We start from the raw sequence: 23,556 nt of genomic DNA on the forward strand, positions 1-23,556 counted from the left end.
ACATGGCTGGTCAACGTACATCTTTGGTCTTCACGACGCTTCGCGGGCAGCTTGGTGCCAGCGAAGCCGAGCTTGTCGATATTCCGCTGATCCAGCCTGCCGATCCGTTTCTGGATATGGCGGGCGAAGATTTGCGCCGCCGTATTTTTCTTACTGAGAATGAAAATGGCGACAGTCTTTGCCTGCGCCCGGAATTTACCATTCCGGTCTGCCGCAATCATATTGCGCTGAATGCTGCAACTCCAAAGCGTTATGCCTATCTTGGGGAGGTGTTCCGTCAGCGTCGTGATGGTGCTGCTGAATTTCTTCAGGCCGGTATCGAGGATCTTGGTGCAACGGACGAGGCAGCATCCGACGCGCGTTCGATTGCTGATGCGCTGTCCTGTGTTCATGCTGCTGCTCCCAATGCAAAGCTCGAAATCGTGCTAGGCGATCAATCCGTTTTTGCGGGCATGCTGAAAGCTTTGGGCCTTCCGCAAGGATGGCGCAAGAAGCTGCTGCGTGCTTTTGGCGATGAACATACGATGGAAGCAGCTTTTGCCGAGCTGACTGGCGAACAGCGCAGTGACCCGTTGCCGGAAAATCTGGCTGGTCTCGTGGCGCAAGGTGACGAGGCAGGTTTGGCGCGTATGCTGGAAGCAGAAATGCTCGAAGCCGGCATGTCGCCGGGGGCTGGACGCACGCCTGCGGAAATCGCTCGCCGCCTGATCGAGAAGGAAGATCTGGCTGCGGCCCGGTTCCCTTCATCTGCGCTTGAGGTCCTAAAGCGCTTCCTCGCAATCCGTGTGTCGCTTGAAACTGCGGGCATCACGCTTCGCGCTTTTGCCGCTGACAATGCGCTTGACCTGAGCGCTGTCCTGCAAAAATTCGAAGCACGTACCGATGCGATTTATGCTGCTGGAATTGCTGCCGAAGATATTGTCTACGATGCGTCTTTTGGACGGCCGCTCGATTATTACACGGGCCTCGTTTATGAAATCCGTCAGGCTGGTGGCGACAAAGACATGGTGCTGGCCGGTGGCGGTCGTTACGACCGCTTGCTGACTATGCTTGGTGCATCCGAAAATATTCCGGGCGTTGGTTTTTCGATCTGGCTCGACAGGCTTGAGGCGCTGAGCGGAGAACAATCATGACTGTAACGCTCGCACTTCCGTCCAAGGGACGATTGAAAGAGCAGACGCTCGCCGTGCTGGAAAAGGCCGGATATAATGTCATTCTACCAGATGACTCACGCAATTACCGTGCGCGGGTTGAAGGCGAGAATGATCTCGATATTCTGTTTTTGTCGGCATCGGAAATCGCACGCGAGCTTGGCTATGGCAGCGTTGATCTGGGTGTGACGGGTGAAGACCTGATCCGCGAAACGCTTGCTCATGCCGATGAGCGTGTGGCCATTGAAGCAGAGCTTGGTTTTGGTCATGCGGATGTGGTCGTTGCGGTGCCGGAAGTCTGGCGCGATGTGACCACAATGGCCGATCTGGATGATGTTGCTGCAGATTTCCGCCAGCGTCACGGTCGCCGTTTGCGCATTGCCACCAAATACTGGCGCTTGACGCAGCAGTTCTTCTCGCAAAAGCACGGTATTCAGGTCTATCGCATTGTCGAAAGTCTGGGTGCTACCGAAGGCGCACCTGCGGCAGGTTCGGCGGATATGATTGTCGATATCACATCGACCGGCTCAACGCTGACTGCAAACAAGCTCAAAGTGCTTGAAGATGGTATTATCCTGCGCTCGCAGGCTTGTCTGGTTTCAGCACGTCGCAACGAAGCCAATGCAAAAGTTGCAGAGGTCGTTTCGCGTATCCGCAAGGGTCTTGCTGGCTAGCAAAGATTATATCAAATTTAGAAAGCCGGTCTGAAATTCAGACCGGCTTTTTTTATTGTTAGTTTTTAGGCTTGCTACCGACAAGACCATAATAAGCAATGTAGATGTAGCAGATGATTGGCATCAGGAATGCCAGATGAATACCAACGCTATCAGCTAAAGCACCCTGAATAAGCGGGATGATCGCGCCGCCAACAATTGCCAGACACAGAATGCCGGAACCCTGACTGGTGTGCTTGCCAAGACCATGCAATGCCAGACTGAAAATCGTCGGGAACATGATCGAATTGAACAGACCAATTGCCAGAACCGACCACATGGCGACGTGGCCTGTGGTAGCAACGGTGATGAGTAGCAGAATGATTGCCATGGCTGCGTTAAACGTTAGTGCCTTGCCGTCATCTATATAGCGCATTGCAACTGCACCAATGAAGCGGCCAATCATGGCTCCGCCCCAGAAATAGGCAACATAGTGAGCGGCTTCAGCTTCAGCGAGGCCAGCGACATTCGGGTCGCTCAGGAAGTTGACGAGGAAGCTACCAACGCTGACTTCTGCGCCAACATAAACGAAGAGGCCGATGGAGCCGAGCACGAGATGACGATATTGCCAGGCTGAACCGTCTTCCTTGGTGATCACATCCGTTTCTTCTTCCTGCACATCAGGAAGTTTCAGAATCGCGAAAACGATTGCGAGAACTGCGAAAGCCAGTGCAAGCAAAAGATATGGAAACTGCACAGCGTCTGCGTCTGCGGCACTTGCGGCATCAGACGTTGCGGCTGAAAGAATGAGAAATGCACCGAAGATTGGCGCAATGGTCGTGCCAAGCGAATTGAAAGCCTGTGTTAGGGTTAGACGGCTTGCAGCGGTTTCAGGCGCGCCCAGAATGGTGACATAAGGGTTTGCTGCCACCTGAAGAATGGTGACGCCCGATGCCAGAACGAACAGAGCTCCAAGGAAGAGTTCGTAAACGCGATAAGATGCAGCCGGGATAAACAGCGCACAGCCGATGGCAGCGACCACAAGACCGGTTACGATGCCCCATTTATAAGAAATGCGTTTAACCAGTGCACCTGCAGGCAGCGACACAATGAAATATGCGCCGAAGAAGCAGAACTGAATCAGCATCGACTGGAAATAGTTGAGCTGAAAGACACCCTTGAGGTGTGGGATCAGAATGTCGTTGAGACACGTGATGAAGCCCCACATGAAGAACAGCATGGTGAGGCTGGCAAGAGCAAAACTGTAGTTTTTGCTCGAATGAGAGTCAGCACGAAGCTGAGTGTTCGTTGTCGGGGAAACGGCCATTTTTTCTCTACAAACTAAGTTATGAGACACGTCTGGGAGGACGATATGTCTTTCCAAAATTAAAATAGGCAGTTGCATTAACTTACAAGATAACGCGATGCAATCTCTGCGCCTTATAAGTAACAGTTGCGTGTCTTGATAAAGCAGATACTAAAAAAGCCGTGCTGATGAGGCACGGCTTTTTGAATTTGCGTGGAGAGGCTTTGATTAGCCGCGCTTGGCATCGATCGAGATAGAACCTGCACCCTGCAATGTCAGAAGGATCAGACCGCCAGCAATGGCAAGGTTCTTCTGTGCCATCAGAGCGTTCATGCCTTCGGCGAAGTTCATGTGAGCAACGAGAGTTGCGCCAATGGTGAACAGAGCGACGATTGCAGCAGCAAGGCGTGTCTGGAAACCAACGAGAATGGCGAGACCGCCGACAAATTCAATCAGGCCAACAACAATCGCGGTGATGGTTGGCGCTGGAAGGCCGAGGCCAGCAAAGTAACCGGCTGTGCCGGAAATTGCTGTCAGCTTTGCGAAGCCCGCAAGGATGAACAGGATGGAAATGAAAACGCGTGCAACGAGAGTGGCAACGCCATTGCTCTGAGGAGTAATCGAGGACATCAGGGGGTATCTCCAAATTAATATGAGCTACCAAATACATGCCTCAAACTGTCAAGGAAAGATAGATATTCCTCGACAGTTTGTTCGTTTTTTGTGAACAGTTATTCCGGAGCGATCATTTTCTCAGCGCGAACAAGCCGTTCATAGTCTTCTTCAGAGACGTGGCCGCTGCTGAGTGCTTCTTCACGCAAGGTCGTACCATTCTTGTGTGCGGTCTTTGCGATCTTGGCAGCATTGTCGTAGCCGATGGCTGGCGCCAGAGCGGTAACGAGCATCAGCGAGCGTTCCAGAAGATCTTTGATGCGATCTTCATTGGCCTCAATGCCTTCGACGCAATGATCGGCGAAGGAAACCATGGCATCACTCAAGATTCGGATCGACTGCAACACGTTATAAGCAATAACCGGCTTGAAGACGTTAAGCTCAAAATGACCCTGGCTTGCAGCAACCGTCACAGTGGTTTGATTGCCGAAGACCTGCGTGGCGACCATTGTCAGAGCTTCGGCCTGTGTCGGGTTTACCTTACCGGGCATGATTGATGATCCGGGCTCGTTTTCTGGCAGCGAGAGTTCGCCAAGACCCGAACGCGGACCTGAGCCAAGGAAACGAATATCATTAGCGATCTTGAAGAGATCGGCGGCAAGCGAGTTGAGGCTCCCGTGGAAATTTGCGAGCGCGCCATGGCTTGCAAGCGCCTCAAACTTGTTCGGTGCGGTCTTGAAGCTGAGGCCAGTGATTTCGCTCACCGCATCGGCAAAGCCGGTATCGAAGCCTTTCGGCGCGTTGAGACCCGTGCCAACAGCAGTGCCACCCTGCGCCAGCAGGAAGACATCGGCAAGCGACTGTTCAATGCGATGACGCGCATATTCGAGTGCTGCACGATAACCGGAGAATTCCTGTCCGAGTGTGACTGGCGTCGCATCCTGTGTATGGGTGCGGCCAATCTTGATGATGTTTTTGAACGCTTCTTCCTTGTCTTTGAGTGCCTTGGTCAGGTGCTCAAGCGCTGGATAGAGGCGGTTAACGGCTTCAACGGCCGTTGCAATATGGATTGCCGTCGGGAAACTGTCGTTTGACGACTGGCTCATATTGACGTGATCGTTCGGATGAACTGGCTTCTTAGAGCCTAATTCACCGCCGAGAAGTTCAATCGCGCGGTTTGAGATAACCTCGTTGGCATTCATGTTCGACTGCGTGCCGGAGCCAGTCTGCCAGACAACTAGTGGGAAATGATCGTCGAGCTTGCCTTCGATCACTTCCGATGCCGCAACGGCAATCACCTGTCCCAGAACCGGATCAAGCTTGCCCAGCGCAATGTTTGTTTCTGCTGCCGCGCGCTTCACCACACCCAATGCATGGACGAGGGGCAGGGGCATACGCTCGCCGCCGATCTTAAAATTGTGCAAAGAGCGCTGTGTCTGTGCACCCCAGTAACGATCCGAGGCAACGTCAATCGGTCCGAACGTATCTGTTTCGGTACGCGTGGCAGTCATTTTCAGTCTCCGGCTATGGTTTCAGGCAGCAAACGCCCGCCTATCGATTCGAGAATAACAGCATTGGGCGATTATAGGCTACGCCATGCGTCCATGGTAACGCGAAATCGCGTAACCATTTGATAAAATATGATTATAAAAGTCAAATTTTATTGAGCGTTATACGGTATCAAAACCTAGTTATCTTCGTTGTCGTCATCACCGTCATCGGTTTCCGAAATCCACGCAGTCGGCTCGACTTTTTGCTGGGTCTTGCTATCGGTGAAAATCCACCAACCAGTGTCCGTTTCATCCCAATCACCGCCGCCAGCTTTCAGCTTGTCGAGCGAGCGATATTGGCCAACCGACTCATTGCGCTGATCGTCGTCATCGATCCAGACCACGGTTACTTTGCGACCATCTTGCGGAGCCGTCGCTATTGGTAGTTCTTTGCGCATATGATTATCCAATCTCCGTTAACTTAATATAATCATAGGGCGAAACAGCATTGCGACAAGCCGGGAGAACCCAGCTTGTCGCCAATTATTTATCCGAGGCGAGCGGCTTTCAAAGCGTGGCCCCACCAGGCCAACTGGTCGAGCATATTCTTTGCCGCTTCAGCGAGATGCGGGAAATCATCCAGCGTGTTCTCTTTTTTGACAACGGCAAGGTAATCCGGGAACAGGATATGGACGCCAGTCTTCACCGACATGGACGACATTTCAACGGCAATCATGCGGAGCTGCTCAACAGCGCGAGCACCACCAACGCCACCATGGCCGACAAAGCCCATTGGCTTCTGAATCCAGTCACCATAGTCGATGGCGTTTTTCAAAACAGCCGTGGGGGCATGGTTATATTCAGCCGCAGTGAGGATGTAAGCGTCAAACGTGCGAAGCTTGGTTTTCCACTTATCGGCGGTTTCTGCCTGTGCGGTTGTCGTTGCACTATCGCCATAAAAGCCCATTGGGTAATCGGCAAGATCCAGAACTTCAACCTCGAACTCAGGGCGTTGAGCGGCAACCTTCGCAATCCATTCTGCCGATACGGGCGAGAAACGCTGTTCGCGGGTACTGCCGACAATCACGGCGACTTTTAGCTTGCTCATGGGTGTTTCCTTTTTGATGGTAACCAATGGAAACTAACGCTATACTGGTGACTGGATCAGGCGCAAGGAGGCACTTTTATGAAACCCGGTGACTTCGAGGAAACCAGTGCTTGCAGGGCTGTGACTGATATTCTGTCGCGCGTCGGCGATAAGTGGACTGTCCTGGTGGTGAGCTATCTTGGAAATGGTCCGATGCGCTTTAATGAACTGCGTCGCACGGTGAATGGTATTTCCCAGAAAATGCTCACGACGACGGTACGCAATTTGGAACGTGACGGGTTCGTATCGCGAACCGTTTTTCCGACTATTCCGCCCAAGGTGGAATATGAATTGACCGATCTGGGCCGTGATTTGCTGAAGCCTGTCCGTGCTTTGGGTGAATGGGCCATTGCCAATGAAGCACATGTCATGATGGCGCGGGTGCATTATGACGCACGTGCGGCTGGTGATGATGTGCGGGCAGAAGCGGCTGAATAGGGATCAATAAGCGAGGGGCATAAAAGTGGAAAGGCAGGCTTGCGCCTGCCTTTCCTGTTGCCTGAGACAAGACTTCCAAGTGCGGGGGCAAATAGGAAGTCTATCTCGTATTACACTCGCGATTGACCATGAAAGCCGGGGAATGTAAATCAGAAAATTCTAAAATACGGGGTCTATCTACGGAAAAGCTCGATTTAGATGAATTTTCTATAAATCACAAAGAGTTACGCAATGTAAAAAAGGCGACCCGAAGGTCGCCTTTTCTATAGTTCAGAGCGTGTTTTATAGACTTCTTAGAAATCCATGCCGCCCATACCGCCCATACCGCCAGGCATGCCAGCAGGAGCTGCATCCTTCTTAGGCAGTTCAGCGATCATGGCTTCAGTGGTGATCAGAAGACCAGCAATCGAAGCTGCGTTCTGCAGAGCAGTACGAACAACCTTAACTGGATCAACAACGCCAGACTTGATCAGATCGCCATACTCACCATTGGCTGTGTTGTAGCCGTAGTTTTCTGAGGAGTTTTCAAGGATCTTGCCAACGATAACCGAAGCTTCTTCACCAGCATTGGTCGTGATCTGGCGAGCAGGAGCCTGCAGAGCGCGACGAACGATGTTGATACCAGCATCCTGATCAGCGTTTGCACCCTTAGCAACGATCTGAGCCGAAGCGCGGAGCAGAGCAGTACCACCACCAGCAACGATACCTTCTTCAACCGCAGCGCGGGTTGCGTTCAGGGCGTCGTCAACGCGGTCCTTCTTTTCCTTAACTTCGATTTCAGTTGCACCGCCAACGCGGATAACTGCAACGCCGCCAGCAAGCTTAGCAAGACGTTCCTGAAGCTTTTCACGATCGTAGTCAGAAGTGGTTTCTTCAACCTGCTGCTTGATCTGTGCAACGCGTGCGTCGATTTCAGCCTTCTGGCCTGCACCGTCAACAATCGTTGTGTTTTCCTTCGAGATCGAAACCTTCTTTGCACGGCCGAGCATGTCGAGCGTAACGGTTTCGAGCTTGATGCCGAGGTCTTCGGAAATAACCTGACCGCCGGTGAGGATTGCGATGTCTTCGAGCATTGCCTTACGACGATCGCCGAAGCCAGGAGCCTTAACAGCAGCAATCTTCAGGCCGCCACGCAGCTTGTTAACAACGAGAGTTGCAAGCGCTTCGCCTTCTACGTCTTCAGCGATGATGACGAGTGGCTTCGAGGTCTGAACAACAGCTTCGAGAACTGGCAGAAGAGCCTGAAGGTTCGAAAGCTTCTTTTCGTGCAGAAGGATGTATGCGTCTTCGAGGTCCGCAATCATCTTTTCTGGGTTAGTTACGAAATATGGCGACAGGTAGCCGCGGTCGAACTGCATGCCTTCAACGACTTCGAGTTCGGTTTCAGCGGTCTTGGCTTCTTCAACCGTGATAACGCCTTCGTTGCCGACTTTCTGCATCGCTTCAGCGATCATCTTGCCGATTTCGGCTTCGCCGTTAGCGGAGATTGTGCCAACCTGTGCAACTTCTTCCGAAGTGTTGATCTTCTTGGCCTTGCCGAGAAGGTTTGCAACAACTTCAGTCACAGCCAGATCGATGCCGCGCTTCAGGTCCATTGGGTTCATGCCGGCAGCAACAGCTTTTGCGCCTTCCTGAACGATAGCCTGACCGAGAACGGTCGCAGTGGTCGTGCCGTCACCAGCAGTGTCGTTGGTCTTGGAAGCAACTTCGCGCAGCATCTGTGCGCCCATGTTTTCGAACTTGTCTTCAAGTTCGATTTCCTTAGCGACCGATACGCCGTCCTTGGTGATGCGTGGAGCGCCGAAGGACTTGTCGATAACAACGTTACGACCCTTAGGGCCGAGCGTTACCTTAACAGCGTCAGCGAGGATATCGACGCCGCGCAGCATCTTTTCGCGCGCAGTGCGGCCGAATTTTACTTCTTTAGCAGCCATTTTACTCTCCTGGGAAATATCCCGGTCAGATTATGGTGAATTGATTTCTGGTAAGAGCGAAGCCGCTCTAAAGGCTGAATCAGCTTACGATGCCCAGCCGGAGGCGTTAGCCGACAATACCCAGAATGTCGGATTCTTTCATGATCAGCAGGTCTTCGCCGCCGATCTTGACTTCGGTGCCCGACCACTTGCCGAACAGAACCTTGTCGCCAGCCTTCACTTCAAGAGCGATCAGCTTGCCAGCTTCGTCACGGGCGCCAGCGCCTGCAGCGACGATTTCGCCTTCCTGTGGCTTTTCCTTAGCGGTGTCAGGGATAATGATGCCGCCAGCAGTCTTAGCTTCCGATTCAACGCGACGAACGACGACGCGGTCATGAAGCGGGCGGAACTTGATATCAGCCATGGTATAACCCTTGGTGTTATAGACGTTGAACCCTGTTACGGATCGACCCGATCCGCGCTTATTAGCACTCCTTCTTGTTGAGTGCTAACGTGCCACTGAGATAGAAGCGCACCTATTATTTGTCAAGGATCGTTGCCGTTTTTTGACAGTTCGGAAAATAAAATCCGCCGATAAGCGCTGTTGCGGCACAACTGTGCTTTGCTAAGCATGTGGGGAATATACAGCCCCTCGGCAAGCTGGACGGAAAAATAACGTCGCGCGCTTGGTTATATTCAGGAAATAGCGCTTTTGGTTAACACTATTCCTTGATGGGGCTGTTCATTTGGACGCGTGCGCTTCAAGCCGGGTGACATGGCGGGCTCATTCTTGTAGAGGAGACCGCATGGTGCGACTGCGCATCTTCCGATTTAACCGGTGATAGGCCGGAGGAAATGTATTGAGGAAAACAATGAAGCTGCCTGAACGCCTTGACGATCTGACGGATGGATATGATGCGATCTTCTGTGATGTTTGGGGCGTTTTGCATAATGGCGAAGTTGCATTCGCCTCTGCGGTCGCGGCACTTAAACGTGCGCGAGCTAAGGGCATCACTGTTGTTCTCGTAACCAATGCGCCGCGCCCGTTTGGTAGCGTGATCGCGCAAATGACGCTGCTAGGCGTGCCAGAAGACGCTTATGATCGCGTTGTTACGTCGGGTGATGTTACCCGCGATTTGATCATTGAAGGTCCGCGCAAGATTTTCCATATCGGCAGTGAACGTGAACTGGCGATCTATGAAGGTCTCGATGTCGAACTGGTTGAAGAATTTGAAGCCGCTGGTGTTGTCTGCACAGGGCTTTATGACGACGAAACCGAGACCCCTGAAAATTATGCTGAGTTGTTGCAGCGCATCCGCTCACGCAATCTGCCTTTCATTTGTGCCAATCCCGACATTATGGTTGAACGTGGTCCGCGCCTGATCTGGTGTGGTGGTGCACTTGCGCGCGAGTATAGCCAGCTTGGTGGTCGTACGCTGATCGCCGGAAAGCCACATCGCCCAATTTATGAAGCCGCATCGAAAGCCGTTGAAGAAGTTCGCGGACAGGCCGTTGATAAGTCTCGTATTCTTGGCATCGGTGATGGCGTGCTGACGGATGTGAAGGGCGCTGCGGATTACGGTCTCGACGTGCTTTACATTTCGGGCGGTGTTCATGCAGCCGATTATGCGTTGGATGGTCATGTTGATCTCGACAGAATGACTGCTTTCCTGCAAAAACATGGACATTCTCCCATCGCCTCGCTTTATGCTCTTGTCTGATACCTGTTTCGAGAATCTGCTTCGACCATGACAAAATCTGCTTTTCAGCGTCTTTCAGGAACAGATGCATTGCCGCTTACGCTGCGTGATTGCGTGGTGGCGATTGGCAACTTCGATGGTGTTCATCGCGGTCATCAGGCTGTGCTAGAGCGCGCGCTGGAATTAGCAGATCGGGATAATCTACCCGCAGTTGTTTTGACGTTTGAGCCGCATCCGCGCAGTTTCTTCAAACCTGATGAGCCTATCGAACGGCTCACCGATGCGGTCGAAAAAGCGGAAATCCTTCGGTTGATGGGGTTTGATGCCGTGGTCGAGCAGCCGTTTACGGCTGAATTCTCGGGCCAGTCCGCTGAAGATTTTGTGCGTAATATCCTCGTCGATCGGCTGCATGCCAGCCGCGTCGTGACTGGCTATGATTTTCATTTCGGCAAAGGACGCCGGGGCACACCGCAATTTCTGGAAGAGGCCGGTCAATCATCAGGCTTTAGTGTGTCCCTCGTAGATGCATTTAGCGATGAAGGTGGCAATCTCGTTTCATCAACGCGTGTTCGCTCGCTCTTATGTGCTGGTGAAGTGGCGGAAGCGGCAGGCTTGCTTGGCTATCGCTATCGCGTGAGTGGCGAAGTCATCCACGGGCAGAAACTTGGTCGCACCCTTGGTTTTCCGACCGCCAATATGGTGATTGACGATCACGTTAGTCTGAAACACGGTATTTACGCCGTTCGATTCCGCAGAGCAGATGGCGTGCTGCATGATGGTGTTGCGAGCTTTGGCCGACGTCCAACAGTGGCAAGTGATGGAAAGCCGCTGCTCGAAACATTTGTTTTTGATTTTACCGGCGATCTCTATGGCGAAATCGTTGAAGTTTCTTTCTTCGGCTATCTGCGCGGCGAAGTGAAATTCGACGGTCTTGATCCGCTGATTGCGCAGATGAAACGTGACGAAGAAGAATCACGAGCGATTTTGGCGGGTGCAAAACCCTTGTCAGAACTGGATCGACTTCTGTCATTTCCAGCATATTAGTGTTTACTTGCAACACTTGGATAAAGATGTGCTGATGTTTCTACCTCTGATTTAAGTTTAATTTTACATATTCCGTTCAACAGTAATAAATATCCCTAAATTTTATGGGGAACTGTTTTTCGGAGTTTCATGTGACGCGTATTGTCCCTCTCGCCTTTGTTACAGGCGCCGCATTGTTCGTTGGTCCTCTTTCGGTCATTGCCGCAGATATGCAGCAGACAGATGTTTATGCGACTCAGGAAGTGAAGCCTGCCCGCAAATATCCGTGGTCGGGCGACTGGTATCTAAAGGTCGGCGCAGCCGGAATGATTGCGCCAAAGTTTGAGGGATCAAACAAGTATCGTTTTTCAGGACAGCCGCTGATTTCGCTTGGTCGTCAGGGCGAATATGAGCGTTTTTCCTCGCGCAATGACAATGCGGCCTTTGCTTTCATCGACACGGATCGTTTCCGTGCAGGTGCAGTTGGCAAGCTGATGTTCAAGCGCGACACAGACATTGATGGCATCAAGGAAACAAAATTCGGTGGTGAAGCCGGTGGTTTTGTCGATGTATATCCAACCGATTGGCTGCGTGTTCGCGGTGAAGTGCGCCACGGTATCCGTGCGCATAAGGGCGTTGTCGCTGATATCGCGGCAGATGCTTTTTATGACGTGACACCTGTTGTGCGTGTTTCGGCTGGCCCGCGCGCTACCTTTGCTTCTAAAGATTATATGCGCACTTATTATGGTGTGACAGCTGAAGAATCCGTGGCTTCTGGTCTGAAAGAATATCGTCCGGGCGGCGGTTGGGAATCAGTCGGTGTTGGAGGTGCTGTGACGTGGCGTGCGACTGAAAAAATCGACACAAGTCTTTTTGGCGAATATAGCCGTCTTCAGGACAAAGCCAAAAATTCGAGCATCGTGAAAGAACATGGTTCTGCAAACCAGTTCACAGTCGGCGTTTCGGCAACTTATCGTTTCGATTTCTCGCTGGATTGATCAAACCAAGCCAATCTGTAAAGTTTTCAATCTGTAAAGTTTATTGGGGCAGGGCTGCAAGTTTATTGCGCCCTGCCTCTTTATTCCTGCGAAGGTCATTGCTAAAAGCATCTCCATGATGACGGATTTTCGGCATATTATTGCGGCCATACGAATTATTGGCCCGGCCTTCCTCTAAGCCTTGATGGCGTTGCGTGAATTGCAATGCATGGCAGGAAGGTCCGGGAACGACCGGCTATGCCTCGCAACTTTCTAAATATTCAAGCATTTTCACCCGCCACATTGCCGTGCGGGATTACAGGCAAATGATAAAATGACCGACACGACCGCCAAGATCGATTATTCCAAGACGCTCAATCTTCCGCAGACCGAATTTCCGATGCGCGCAGGCTTGCCAGCGCGCGAGCCGCTTTTTGTGCAGCGCTGGGAGGAAATGAACCTTTACAAGAAATTGCGCGAAGATGCGAAAGACCGTCCACTGTATGTGCTGCACGACGGCCCTCCTTATGCAAACGGCAATATCCATATCGGCCACGCGCTAAACAAAATCCTCAAGGACGTCATCACGCGCTCGTTCCAGATGCGCGGTTTCAACTCGAATTATGTGCCGGGTTGGGATTGCCACGGCCTGCCGATCGAGTGGAAGATCGAAGAAAAATATCGCGCGCAGGGCAAGAACAAAGACGAAGTCGCAATCAACGAATTCCGCAGGGAATGCCGCGAATTTGCCGGAAGCTGGATCAAGGTTCAGGCGGAAGAATTCAAGCGCCTTGCAATCTGTGGTGATTTCGAAAACCCATACACGACGATGAACTTCCATTCGGAAGCGCGCATTGCTGGCGAGTTGCTTAAGTTTGCAGCCTCCGGTCAGCTTTATCGTGGTTCAAAGCCGGTCATGTGGTCGGTTGTCGAGCGCACAGCACTAGCCGAAGCAGAAGTTGAGTATCACGACATTGAGTCGGATATGATCTGGGTAAAGTTCCCTGTTGCAGGTGCGAGTGATCTTTCCGGAAGCTCGGTCGTTATCTGGACGACGACTCCATGGACGATCCCGGGCAACCGCGCAGTTTCCTATTCAAACCGCGTTGCTTATGGCCTTTATGAAGTCGTTGCTGCTGAAAATGATTTCGGCCCGCAGGCTGGTGAAAAGCTTATCTTCGGTGACAAGCTCGCTGAAGAATGTGCGAAAAAGGCAAAGCTTGAATTCAAGCGTCTGCGTGATGTGTCGTTTGAAGAGCTGGGCGCGGTGACACTTAACCATCCGCTTAAAGGCTTTGGCGGCGGTTACGAATTCACTGTTCCATTGATATCTGGTGATCACGTTACCGATGATGCGGGTACAGGTTTCGTTCACACAGCTCCAAGCCATGGTCGCGAAGACTTTGAGGCATGGATGGATGCAGCGCGTGAACTAGAAGCACGCGGCATTGATCCAAGCATCCCGTTCCCGGTTGGCGATGATGGCTATTACACCAAGGACACGCCGGGCTTTGGCCCGGATCGTGAAGGTGGTCCTGCACGCGTCATCGATGATAACGGCAAAAAGGGCGATGCGAACGAATCCGTTATCAAGCAGCTGATTGTGCATAACAATCTGTTCGCGCGCGGGCGTATCAAGCATTCTTATCCGCATTCGTGGCGCTCGAAGAAGCCGATCATCTATCGCAACACGCCGCAATGGTTCGTCTATATGGACAAGAACCTCGGCGACGGCACCACGCTGCGTTCGCGGTCGTTGAAAGCGATTGAAGAAACCCGCTTCGTGCCTGCCGCTGGTCAGACACGTCTGCGCGCCATGATCGAAGGCCGCCCGGATTGGGTGCTGTCGCGTCAGCGCGCATGGGGTGTGCCGATCTGCGTGTTTGCCGATGAAGAAGGCAATATCTTGCAAGACGATGCCGTCAATAAGCGCATTCTCGAAGCTTTCGAGGAAGAAGGCGCTGACGCATGGTTCGCTGATGGTGCGCGTGAGCGTTTCCTTGGCAATCGCGCCGGTGAAAGCTGGACGCAGGTTCGCGACATTCTCGACGTCTGGTTCGATTCGGGTTCGACGCACACCTTTACGCTCGAAGATCGCCCGGACATGAAATGGCCTGCCGATGTTTACCTTGAAGGCTCGGATCAGCATCGCGGCTGGTTTCATTCATCGCTGCTGGAAAGCTGCGGAACGCGTGGCCGTGCGCCTTACAATGCGGTCGTCACTCATGGTTTCACCATGGATGAGAACGGCAAGAAGATGTCGAAGTCGCTCGGAAACACTGTGACACCACAGGACGTCATCAAGGATTCCGGCGCCGACATTCTGCGTCTTTGGGTTATGACGACCGACTATTGGGAAGATCAGCGCCTCGGTAAGAGCATCATCCAGACCAATATCGATGCCTATCGCAAGCTGCGTAACACAATCCGCTGGATGCTTGGTACGCTCGCCCATGATGAAGGCGAAACGCTGCCGCATGCCGATCTGCCTGAGCTTGAGCGTCTGATGCTGCACCGCTTGGCGGAACTCGATGAAGTCGTCCGTTCCGGCTATGACGCGTTTGATTTCAAGCGTATTGCCCGCGCACTGATTGATTTCATGAATGTCGAACTCTCGGCTTTCTATTTCGATATCCGCAAAGATGCGCTTTATTGCGATGCGCCATCCAGCGTTCGCCGTAAGGCAGCACTTCAGACAGTTCGTGCGATCTTTGATCGTGTGACGACTTGGCTTGCGCCAATGCTGCCTTTCACCACGGAAGAAGCATGGCTTGATCGCTATCCGAACGCAGCTTCCGTGCATCTGGAACAATTCCGGGCAATTCCGGCTGAATGGCGCGATGATGTGCTGGCCGAGAAGTGGCGCAAGGTGCGCAATGTCCGCCGCGTTGTTACCGGCGCTCTCGAACTCGAACGCGCTGATAAGCGCATTGGGTCGTCGCTTGAAGCATCTCCGGTTGTTTATATCGCTGACAATAGCCTTGCCGATTCGCTAGAAGGTCTGGATTTCGCTGAGATCTGCATCACGAGCGATATTTCGGTGAGCGATGCAGCTGTTCCTGAAGACGCATTCACGCTGGATGACGTTAAAGGCGTGGCCGTTGTTCCTGTTCGCGCTGAAGGTGAGAAGTGTGCACGTTCGTGGCGTTATACGACTGATGTGGGTTCCGACTCAGAATTTCCGGAAGTTTCGGCCCGTGATGCCGCTGCCCTGCATGAACTGAAAGCTCTCGGTAAGCTTTCTGCATAATAATAAAAAGCCCGGTTACCACGATTGGTTCCGGGCTTTTTTCGCTATAACGCTTGCCTTATAATGTGAGGACATGGTGAAATAGCGGTTAATATCGCGATTGCCCGTAGAGATGGTCTCATGTAAAAGGCTGTCCTTAAGATAAACTTGCAATCTGCCTTGGAGTTGCCGGTTTTCTGAGGCAGAGGAGTGAAAGCTTCTCTGACAAAGAGAAAATCGACAGGCGTAAAAGAAGTGGCGCTAATGAAGATTGAAGGACGAGTTCTGGTTTTGATGACGGCAGTTGCGGGTCTCGCACTGTCTGGCTGCGTGTCGTCGCCGACCTATGGCACCGACAAAACCGCAGGTGCGCAGCTTCTCGACGATATGTCGAATATGGCAAGCTTCGGTCAGGGCAAGAAAAAAGACCGCATTGATTATAAACCGCGTCCTGATCTTGTTCGTCCTGCAGAGGGCGATAAGGGTTCGCTGCCAGCGCCGCAGGAAAGCCTTGCCAGTGCCGGTGATCCCTCTTGGCCGGAATCGCCAGAGCAGCGCCGCAAGCGTTTGCGTGATGAGATTACAGCAAATCGCGATAATCCGAACTTCGTGTCGCCAATTGAGCAGGATGCGCCAATTGCAAGCAATGCCAGCCATCTTCCGGGTGGCAACAGCCGTCGCGAAGATTTTGCAACGCGCACGCCGACTGCCGATCCAGTACGTATTGCAGAGTTGAAGAAGGCGCGCGAGCAGCAGGCTCAGGGTTCTTCTTCAACGCGTAAATATTTGAGTGAGCCGCCTTTGGCTTATCGTGAGCCAGCATCGTCTGCGACCACAGGTGAACTGGGGCAGGATGAAGCGCAGAAAGAACGTGAGCGCAAGAAAGCCGCTGGTGGTGGCGGCAAGAGCTGGCGCGATATGCTGCCTTGGAATTGATTATCTAAAATACTCTTGATGAATATTTTATCAGCCGAAAGATTAATCTTTCGGCTGATTTTTTATATCTGGAGCATCGTCATCGAAGTGACACATTTAATGGGTTTGATTTATAATATTAATTATTTTTAATGTTGATTATTCTGAACAATATTTGATTTCAATCAACGAACATATTCTGGCAGAGCGTAATCTGCTTCTTTTCGGGATGTAAGGTGCTTATTATGAATAAATTAAACCGTATATGGGACTCTCCCAATGGTTACGGCCTGGTCAGTCGTTGCCTTCATTGGCTGATGGCAATGATTTTCGTCTGGCAATTCACTTCAACAATTCTTCGTATATTCGTCAAAGATACTTCACTTTATAATTTCATCTGGCCAACGCATTATCAGGTAGGTTTTGCTCTACTGTTACTGGTTCTTGCCAGAGGCGTGTGGGGGTTGCTTAATATTTCCAAGCGCCCGCCTTATGCGGGCGTGAGTGGTAAGCTCGCAGGTCTTGGGCATCTGGTCATCTATGCGCTGATGTTCGTCGTGCCAGCACTTGCGCTGCTGCGTACTTACGGCAATGGCCGTGGGTTTACATTTCTCGGGATGGAGATTTTTGCGAAAACCGGTGTTCAGGATGCGGCTTTAACTGCTCCCGGCAATGCTGCGCATGGCCTGTTGGGCTGGGTGTTGTTGGCCGTGATCGCTGGTCATGTGGCCATGGCGCTGCTTCATCATTTTGTGCTGCGTGATGACACGCTGCGACACATGACAGGACATCGCGTAACCAATTAAGTTGGTTCAGCGTTTCTCGCGAAAGAAGTCCCGGAGCAGGGTCTGAGATTCTTCTTCCGAGAAACCGGTGTAGATTTCAGGAACGTGATGACATGTGGGCTGCGTATAAAAGCGCGGCCCATATTCAACTCCGCCGCCCTTAGGGTCTGCGGCCCCATAATAGAGACGGCGAATACGTGCAAATGAGATCGCGGCCGCGCACATCGCGCATGGTTCAAGCGTGACATAGAGGTCGCAGTCGATAAGCCTTTCCGATTGGAGCGTTTCACCAGCCTGCCGGATCACAAGCACTTCTGCATGCGCGGTGATATCGTTCAATTCACGTGTTCGGTTGCCAGCGCGTGCTATGATTTCGCCATCATGAACGAGTACCGCACCAATCGGCACCTCACCACGAAGGGCCGCAGATTTTGCTTCTTCAAGCGCAATATCCATAAACGTAACGCCGTTCGGGGATGAAATATCTGCAACTTTTTTCAATCCAACCTCATTTCATGGCCGGTAGAGGGAAATTTCGCTCGCAAGCTTATGAGCGATTTGTTACTGCATAAGTCACGAAATCAAAACCGATTTACGAACGGATTTATACAGCGCTCTTGACCGGACCGTTCTTTGCCAGCTCCCCAGCGGCCAGAGACACCACGGCGGCGCTGCTGAGAGGCTAATATCAGATGAGTACAGAAGACGACAATAAGGGCGGTCGACGTCCTCCATTTGGACGTGATGGACGTGATGGACGCGGCGAAGGTCGCGGAGATCGTCCTAATGGCACGCGTGGCGAACGCGGTGAGCGTCGTCCGGGTTTTCGCGATGACAAGCCACGCGAAGGTGGCTTTCGTGATGCTAAGCCACGTGAAGGTGGCTTCCGTGATGATAGGCCACGTCGTGACGATGATCGCGGCGCTCCGCGCAAGTTTGGAGCACGCGACGCACAGGACGGTGAAGATAGCGGTGAACGTATCGCTAAGCGCTTAGCGCGTGCTGGCATTGCCTCGCGTCGCGAAGCTGAGACGATGATTGCGGCTGGTCGTATTACCGTAAATGGCAAAGTGCTTTCGACACCGGCTGTTAACGTCAAGCGCACGGACGTCATCACAGTTGATGGCAAGCAGCTGAAACAGGCTGAGCGCACACGTCTCTGGCTGTATCACAAGCCTGCTGGTCTTGTGACGACCAACCGCGATCCCGAAGGTCGCCCGACTGTGTTTGAAGCGCTGCCAGAAGAAATGCCACGAGTGCTTTCTGTTGGTCGTCTCGATATCAACACCGAAGGCTTGCTGTTGCTCACCAATGATGGTGGTCTGTCGCGCGTTCTTGAACTGCCTTCAACGGGCTGGTTGCGTCGTTATCGCGTCCGCGCTCATGGCAAGGTTACACAGGCGCAGCTTGATACGCTCAAAGAGGGTATCGCCGTGGAGGGCATTTTCTACGGCAGTATTGAAGCGACGCTTGAGCGTGAGCAGGGGGCCAATGTCTGGATTTCGATTGGTTTGCGCGAAGGCAAGAACCGCGAAGTTAAGAATATTCTTGGCGCGCTTGGTCTGACGGTTGGTCGCCTGATCCGTGTTTCCTTTGGTCCTTTCCAGCTTGGCGATCTTGAAGAAGGCAGTGTGCGAGAAATTCGTGGCCGTATTCTGCGTGACCAGCTTGGTGAAAAGCTTGTTGAAGAATCCGGCGCTGATTTTGATGCGCCAATTATGACGGAATTCTCTAACGATGTTGTGCAGGGACGTACTGCACGCGAAATGGAACAGCGCGAGCCAGAAGGCGAATATCGCCGCCCGCAACGCGAATGGATTTCCAGCCAGCCAGAACGTCGCAAGCCGAAAGAAAACAAAGAAGACAAGGTTGAACCGCGTCGTCGCGGCAATTCCAATGTCTGGATGGCATCTGGCGCGCGCCCTCAGGGCGAAAAAGCGGCTGCCGAAAAAGCAGCGCGTGCGACAGCCCGTGGTGAACGTGCAAGCCGCTCTGACGGTGATTTGCAGTCGCGTCCGCGTCGTTTTGAGCAAGGCGATCAGCGTCGTGAAGAAGGTCGTGAGGATCGTCCACGCCGTTTTGACAAGCCAGCTGGCCGTCCAGAGGGCCGTTCGGAAAGCCGCCCGCCACACCGTGGCCCGCGAAGTGAAGGTGACTTCCAGTCACGCCCTCGCCGTTTCGGTGATGGTGATCAGCGCCGTGATGAAGGACGTGAAGAACGCCCGCGTCGTTTTGAAAACCGTTCCGAAGGTCGCCCAGAAGGGCGTTCGGAAGGTCGGTATGAGCCTCGCACACCACGTCCAGAAGGTCGCGACGATCGTAGACCGCGCCCAGAGGGTCGCAGCGATGACCGCAAGCAAGAGCGTCGTCCGGGTAAGCGCGAACGCGCTGAACTGAAGGCAGACGGCGGCGAAAGATCATCGGGTGGGTATGAAGGCCGCAGTTTCGGCAAGCCTTCTGGTCCTCGCAGCGAAGGCCGTTTCGGTGGTGGCAATGCTGAGCGTGGTCCGCGCAGCGGTGCACCACGTTCCGGCGAAGGTCGTGGCCCGTCAAAGGGTCCGGGTGGTTTCAGCAAGGGACCAGATCGTGGCGGTTCGGGCGGAAAGCCGAGCGGCAACAGGCCAAACGATGGAAAGCCACGCGGTGGCAAGCCTGGAGGCAATGGTGCGGATCGTCGGCGGTAAATTCCGCGGGCGCGCGCTCGTTACACCGACAACAAATGCGATCCGTCCCACGACGGATCGCACCCGTGAAAGCCTCTTCAACATTCTCGCACATAGTTTCCCCGAAAAAGTAGACGGCGGTCGTGTTCTCGACCTGTTTGCAGGGACTGGCGCTCTGGGCCTCGAAGCACTTTCGCGTGGTGCGCGTTACGCGGTTTTTGTCGAAGAATCGGCGGAAGGTCGCGGAATTTTACGGCAGAACATTGAGGCTTTCGGTTTGCAGGGGCAGACCAAAGTGTTGCGCCGTGATGCCTGCAAACTCGGTGAAGCTGGCACAATGGAGCCGTTCGATCTGATTTTTGCCGATCCTCCTTATGGTCGCCGTATGGGCGAGAAAGCACTTTTATCGGCGCTGGAAGGCGGTTGGCTTAATCCTGACGCACTTATCGTGCTTGAAGAGGAAACAGAAGCATCGCTTGAGCTGGATGAACGATTCGTCGTGCATGAAGAGCGCAATTATGGTGGCACCATCATTCGCCTTATCCAGTTGAAGCAAGGCTGAAACCGGCCTGCCCCCGGAGACGGGGACAGGCAATATTATTTGATATTGATTTTTAAGCATTTCGATCTTTTGAATGGGCGAAATGAAAACTGATTGGAGATGTCGTTTGGTGCATAACCCCTCACTCCGGCGCTTATTGTTGTCTACGGCAATCGGTTTCGCACTGGCTTTGCCATTAGCAGCCGGTTCAGTTCAGGCGCAGTCGCCCGCTCCGGCTGTATCCACTGAAGCCGCAGCCGTGCCGCCGGCACAAAATCTTCCAGAAATAACAAAGTCCGAGGACATCAGCAGCTTCACGCTGGAAAACGGTTTGAAGGTCGTTGTGATTCCCGATCATCGTGCGCCAGTCGTTACGCAGATGATCTGGTATCATGTGGGCTCCGCTGATGAAGCGCCCGGCAAATCCGGCATTGCCCATTTCCTTGAGCATCTGATGTTTAAGGGCACTAAGACTTATCCGGCTGGTGAATTTTCCGCAAAGATTGCGGCAATTGGCGGTCAGGAAAATGCTTTCACCTCCTATGATTATACCGCCTATTTCCAGCGCGTCGCGCCAGATGCGCTTGAAATGGTGATGGGCTATGAAGCCGACCGCATGGCCAATCTGGTGCTGGATGAAGAAGCCGTAACGACTGAGCGTGAAGTGATCCTTGAAGAGCGTCGCATGCGTGTGGATTCAAATCCCGCAGCGATGCTGATGGAAAACACTGATTCCGTGCTTTTCTATAACCATCCTTACCGCGTGCCAGTTATTGGCTGGCGGCAGGAAATGGAGAAACTCAGCCTCAAGGATGCGGTTGATTTCTATCAGCAATATTATACACCAAACAATGCGACCCTTATCATCGCTGGTGATGTGACGCCGGAACGCGTGCGTGATTTGGTCATGCAAACCTGGGCTAAAATCCCCAAGCGTGCGGATGTGTTGCCGCGTGAGCGCCCACAGGAGCCGGAAAAGCACGCAGCGCGCGTCGTGACATTGCATGATGATCGCGTCAGCACGCCTTCGTTCCGCATGTCGTGGCTTGTGCCGTCTTATGCCAATGAGAAGCGTTTCCCCGATGTAAAAGCGGGCGATGCGCCTGCGCTTGATCTGCTGGGTGAAATTTTGGGCGGTTCACTGCGTTCGCGTCTTTATCAGGAATTGATCGTCAAAAAGGGCATCGCGTCCAATACGGGTGCGAGCTACGACGGCGATCCGCTCGATGATGGTACATTCTCAGTCTATGGATCGCCACAAAATGGCAAAACACTCGCCGATGTGGAGAAGGCTGTCGATGCTGAACTTGCGCGGATCATCAAAGATGGTGTGACGCAAGACGAACTTGATCAGGCGCGCAATCGCTTCCTGAAAGCGATTACTTTTGCACGTGACAGCCAGTCCGGCATGGCCCGTATTTACGGTTCGACCTTATCGATTGGCCAGAATATCGAAGATATTCAGAAATGGCCGGACCTCATTAAATCGGTGACTGTTGATCAGATCAAGGATGCGGCGGGTCGTTATCTTGTCAAAGATCAGTCCGTGACGAGCTATCTGCTGCCACCCGATACCGAGCCAGAAAACGCCCATGAAAACCCTAATGCCGCCGCAGGCGATGCAGTTGGTCAAGGCGCAGAAGGAGCAATCCAGTGAGTAAGGTTGTTGTATTGAGCATTCTGCGTGCGAAAAATGCTGTTGCTGCCGTTGTCGGTTCGATGTTGTTGCTGGTGGCTGTTAGCCTGCCTGCAAACGCTATCGAAATTCAGGAAGTCGTTTCACCCAAAGGCATCAAGGCCTGGCTGGTTGAAGATAATTCTGTGCCGCTTGTTTCTATGCGCTTTTCATTTAAGGGCGGGGCTTCACAGGATCCATCCGGCAAGGAAGGTCTGGCCAATCTGATGACCGGGCTTTTCGATGAAGGCGCTGGCGATCTTGATTCCGATAGCTTTCAGGAACGCATTGATAATCTCGGCGGAGAAATGAGCTTCTCAGCTTCACCGGATTCTGTTTCCGGTAGCATTCGTATGCTGGCTGAGAACCGCAAGCCTGTTACCGATCTTCTGGCGCTTTCGGTCAACAAACCGCGTTTTGATCAGGACGCGATTGATCGTATCCGCCAGCAAGTGGTTGCAAGCCTTGAAGCCTCTCAGCGTAATCCATCAACCATCGCATCGCGCAAGTTTGCAGATGTGCTTTATGGCAATCATCCTTATGCTCGACCGGACGAAGGCACAGTCAAGTCGCTGCAATCAATCACACGCGATGATCTTGTAAACTTCCATCGTAAGAATTTCGCCCGCGATAAGCTGACGGTTGGCGTGGTCGGTTCGATCAATGCGAAAGACTTAGGCGAAATGCTTGATGAGGTCTTTGGCGATTTGCCAGCAACGGCGGAACTGGTTCCGGTGCCGGATGCGAAGCTCGCGCTTGGCACCACGACCAGCCTCAGCTTTGACATGCCGCAGACGTCGATCAGCTTTGTTTATCCGGCTGTGCCGCGCAAAGATGATGAATTCTTCGCTTCTTACCTTATGAATCACATTCTGGGTGGCGGTTTTACATCGCGCCTTTATGCGGAAGTGCGCGAAAAGCGTGGCCTCGCCTATTCGGTATCCTCGTCTATGTCGTTACGCGATCATGTTTCGGCGCTGACCATTTCGACGGCTACGCGCCCTGAAAAAGCACAGGAATCGCTCAAGATTATTCGCGAGCAGGTTGCGAAGATGGCAAATGATGGACCAACGGAAGCTGAGCTTGCGGCTGCTAAAAGCTACCTCAAGGGTTCTTATGCTGTGAACAATCTTGATTCCTCTATCTCGATTGCCGACACGCTTGTTGGTCTTCAGGAAGCGGACCTTGATCGGGACTATATCGACAAGCGCAATGAATTGATCGATGCGGTGACGCTTGATCAGGTCAAAGCTATTGCCAAAAAGCTTTTAGAAGCAGAACCTGCAATTCTGATTTTCGGACCTGCGCAGTCCTAAGCGCATAAGGCGAGAGAAAAGC

The 23,556-nt window shown here is 52.7% G+C and carries 21 protein-coding genes; 13 read left to right on the forward strand and 8 right to left on the reverse strand.

Annotated elements, in window-relative coordinates:
* The first annotated feature begins 2 nt into the window (after positions 1–2).
* Together WH356_RS15155 and hisG are read left to right on the forward strand one after the other, a co-directional pair.
* Positions 3–1,133 (forward strand): ATP phosphoribosyltransferase regulatory subunit, encoded by a 1,131-nt coding sequence (locus WH356_RS15155; protein ID WP_339512215.1) that lies wholly within the window; start codon positions 3–5, stop codon positions 1,131–1,133.
* Entirely contained in the window at positions 1,130–1,825 is a 696-nt protein-coding gene (hisG, locus tag WH356_RS15160; RefSeq protein WP_339512217.1) for an ATP phosphoribosyltransferase, read from the forward strand. The genes WH356_RS15155 and hisG overlap by 4 nt, the downstream gene beginning before the upstream one ends.
* Before the next feature lie 58 nt (positions 1,826–1,883).
* Here hisG and WH356_RS15165 read toward each other — a convergent pair whose 3' ends face one another.
* From WH356_RS15165 to WH356_RS15185, 5 genes are all read right to left on the reverse strand, one after another.
* Complete coding sequence (locus WH356_RS15165; protein ID WP_339512219.1) at positions 1,884–3,131, reverse strand: sugar MFS transporter; 1,248 nt, start codon at positions 3,129–3,131, stop codon at positions 1,884–1,886.
* Positions 3,132–3,338: 207 nt separating this feature from the next.
* Positions 3,339–3,740: a DoxX family protein gene (locus WH356_RS15170; RefSeq protein ID WP_339512221.1), complete on the reverse strand. Its 402-nt coding sequence runs from the start codon at positions 3,738–3,740 to the stop codon at positions 3,339–3,341.
* Between the two features lie 101 nt (positions 3,741–3,841).
* The gene (gene fumC, locus WH356_RS15175; RefSeq protein ID WP_339512223.1) at positions 3,842–5,233 is read right to left on the reverse strand and encodes a class II fumarate hydratase; all 1,392 of its coding nucleotides are present in this window, start codon (positions 5,231–5,233) and stop codon (positions 3,842–3,844) included.
* A gap of 176 nt (positions 5,234–5,409) precedes the next feature.
* Positions 5,410–5,670 (reverse strand): hypothetical protein, encoded by a 261-nt coding sequence (locus WH356_RS15180; protein WP_339512225.1) that lies wholly within the window; start codon positions 5,668–5,670, stop codon positions 5,410–5,412.
* Positions 5,671–5,759: 89 nt separating this feature from the next.
* Positions 5,760–6,320, reverse strand: coding sequence for an NADPH-dependent FMN reductase (locus WH356_RS15185; RefSeq protein WP_339512226.1), 561 nt, complete (start codon positions 6,318–6,320; stop codon positions 5,760–5,762).
* A gap of 78 nt (positions 6,321–6,398) precedes the next feature.
* Here WH356_RS15185 and WH356_RS15190 point away from each other — a divergent pair, with 78 nt between their 5' ends.
* Positions 6,399–6,797 carry a winged helix-turn-helix transcriptional regulator gene (locus WH356_RS15190; protein ID WP_339512227.1) on the forward strand — a complete coding sequence of 133 codons (399 nt, stop codon included), beginning with the start codon at positions 6,399–6,401 and terminating at the stop codon, positions 6,795–6,797.
* A gap of 293 nt (positions 6,798–7,090) precedes the next feature.
* Here WH356_RS15190 and groL read toward each other — a convergent pair whose 3' ends face one another.
* Both groL and groES read right to left on the reverse strand, forming a co-directional pair.
* Positions 7,091–8,731, reverse strand: a complete 1,641-nt coding sequence (groL, locus tag WH356_RS15195) for a chaperonin GroEL (protein ID WP_339512228.1) — start codon at positions 8,729–8,731, stop codon at positions 7,091–7,093.
* A 106-nt stretch (positions 8,732–8,837) separates the two neighbouring features.
* Entirely contained in the window at positions 8,838–9,134 is a 297-nt protein-coding gene (gene groES, locus WH356_RS15200; RefSeq protein ID WP_105545271.1) for a co-chaperone GroES, read from the reverse strand.
* A 448-nt stretch (positions 9,135–9,582) separates the two neighbouring features.
* Between groES and WH356_RS15205 the strand changes: the two genes are divergently transcribed.
* The 6 genes from WH356_RS15205 to WH356_RS15230 all read left to right on the forward strand — a co-directional run bounded on the left by WH356_RS15205 (position 9,583) and on the right by WH356_RS15230 (position 17,360).
* Positions 9,583–10,431: a TIGR01459 family HAD-type hydrolase gene (locus tag WH356_RS15205; protein ID WP_339512231.1), complete on the forward strand. Its 849-nt coding sequence runs from the start codon at positions 9,583–9,585 to the stop codon at positions 10,429–10,431.
* A gap of 27 nt (positions 10,432–10,458) precedes the next feature.
* Positions 10,459–11,454: a bifunctional riboflavin kinase/FAD synthetase gene (locus WH356_RS15210; protein WP_310015898.1), complete on the forward strand. Its 996-nt coding sequence runs from the start codon at positions 10,459–10,461 to the stop codon at positions 11,452–11,454.
* Between the two features lie 131 nt (positions 11,455–11,585).
* Complete coding sequence (locus tag WH356_RS15215) at positions 11,586–12,431, forward strand: MipA/OmpV family protein (RefSeq protein ID WP_339512235.1); 846 nt, start codon at positions 11,586–11,588, stop codon at positions 12,429–12,431.
* A gap of 313 nt (positions 12,432–12,744) precedes the next feature.
* The gene (gene ileS, locus WH356_RS15220; RefSeq protein WP_339512237.1) at positions 12,745–15,660 is read left to right on the forward strand and encodes an isoleucine--tRNA ligase; all 2,916 of its coding nucleotides are present in this window, start codon (positions 12,745–12,747) and stop codon (positions 15,658–15,660) included.
* A 243-nt stretch (positions 15,661–15,903) separates the two neighbouring features.
* A complete protein-coding gene (locus WH356_RS15225; protein ID WP_339512344.1) occupies positions 15,904–16,575 on the forward strand; it encodes a hypothetical protein in 672 nt (223 codons plus the stop codon).
* A gap of 224 nt (positions 16,576–16,799) precedes the next feature.
* Complete coding sequence (locus WH356_RS15230; protein ID WP_339512239.1) at positions 16,800–17,360, forward strand: cytochrome b; 561 nt, start codon at positions 16,800–16,802, stop codon at positions 17,358–17,360.
* Positions 17,361–17,366: 6 nt separating this feature from the next.
* On the opposite strand, the gene WH356_RS15235 is transcribed toward WH356_RS15230, so the two are convergent.
* Entirely contained in the window at positions 17,367–17,795 is a 429-nt protein-coding gene (locus tag WH356_RS15235) for a nucleoside deaminase (protein WP_421566529.1), read from the reverse strand.
* A gap of 236 nt (positions 17,796–18,031) precedes the next feature.
* On the opposite strand from WH356_RS15235, the gene WH356_RS15240 reads away from it, so the two are divergent.
* The 4 genes from WH356_RS15240 to WH356_RS15255 all read left to right on the forward strand — a co-directional run bounded on the left by WH356_RS15240 (position 18,032) and on the right by WH356_RS15255 (position 23,534).
* Positions 18,032–20,023: a pseudouridine synthase gene (locus WH356_RS15240; RefSeq protein WP_339512243.1), complete on the forward strand. Its 1,992-nt coding sequence runs from the start codon at positions 18,032–18,034 to the stop codon at positions 20,021–20,023.
* A complete protein-coding gene (gene rsmD, locus WH356_RS15245; RefSeq protein ID WP_310015998.1) occupies positions 20,004–20,564 on the forward strand; it encodes a 16S rRNA (guanine(966)-N(2))-methyltransferase RsmD in 561 nt (186 codons plus the stop codon). The genes WH356_RS15240 and rsmD overlap by 20 nt, the downstream gene beginning before the upstream one ends.
* A 109-nt stretch (positions 20,565–20,673) precedes the next feature.
* Positions 20,674–22,200, forward strand: a complete 1,527-nt coding sequence (locus WH356_RS15250; protein WP_339512245.1) for a M16 family metallopeptidase — start codon at positions 20,674–20,676, stop codon at positions 22,198–22,200.
* Positions 22,201–22,262: 62 nt separating this feature from the next.
* The gene (locus WH356_RS15255) at positions 22,263–23,534 is read left to right on the forward strand and encodes a M16 family metallopeptidase (protein WP_339512347.1); all 1,272 of its coding nucleotides are present in this window, start codon (positions 22,263–22,265) and stop codon (positions 23,532–23,534) included.
* The last annotated feature ends 22 nt before the right edge of the window (positions 23,535–23,556 follow it).

Origin of the sequence: Ochrobactrum sp. MYb379 (assembly GCF_037479515.1) — a bacterium.
GTDB lineage: Bacteria > Pseudomonadota > Alphaproteobacteria > Rhizobiales > Rhizobiaceae > Brucella.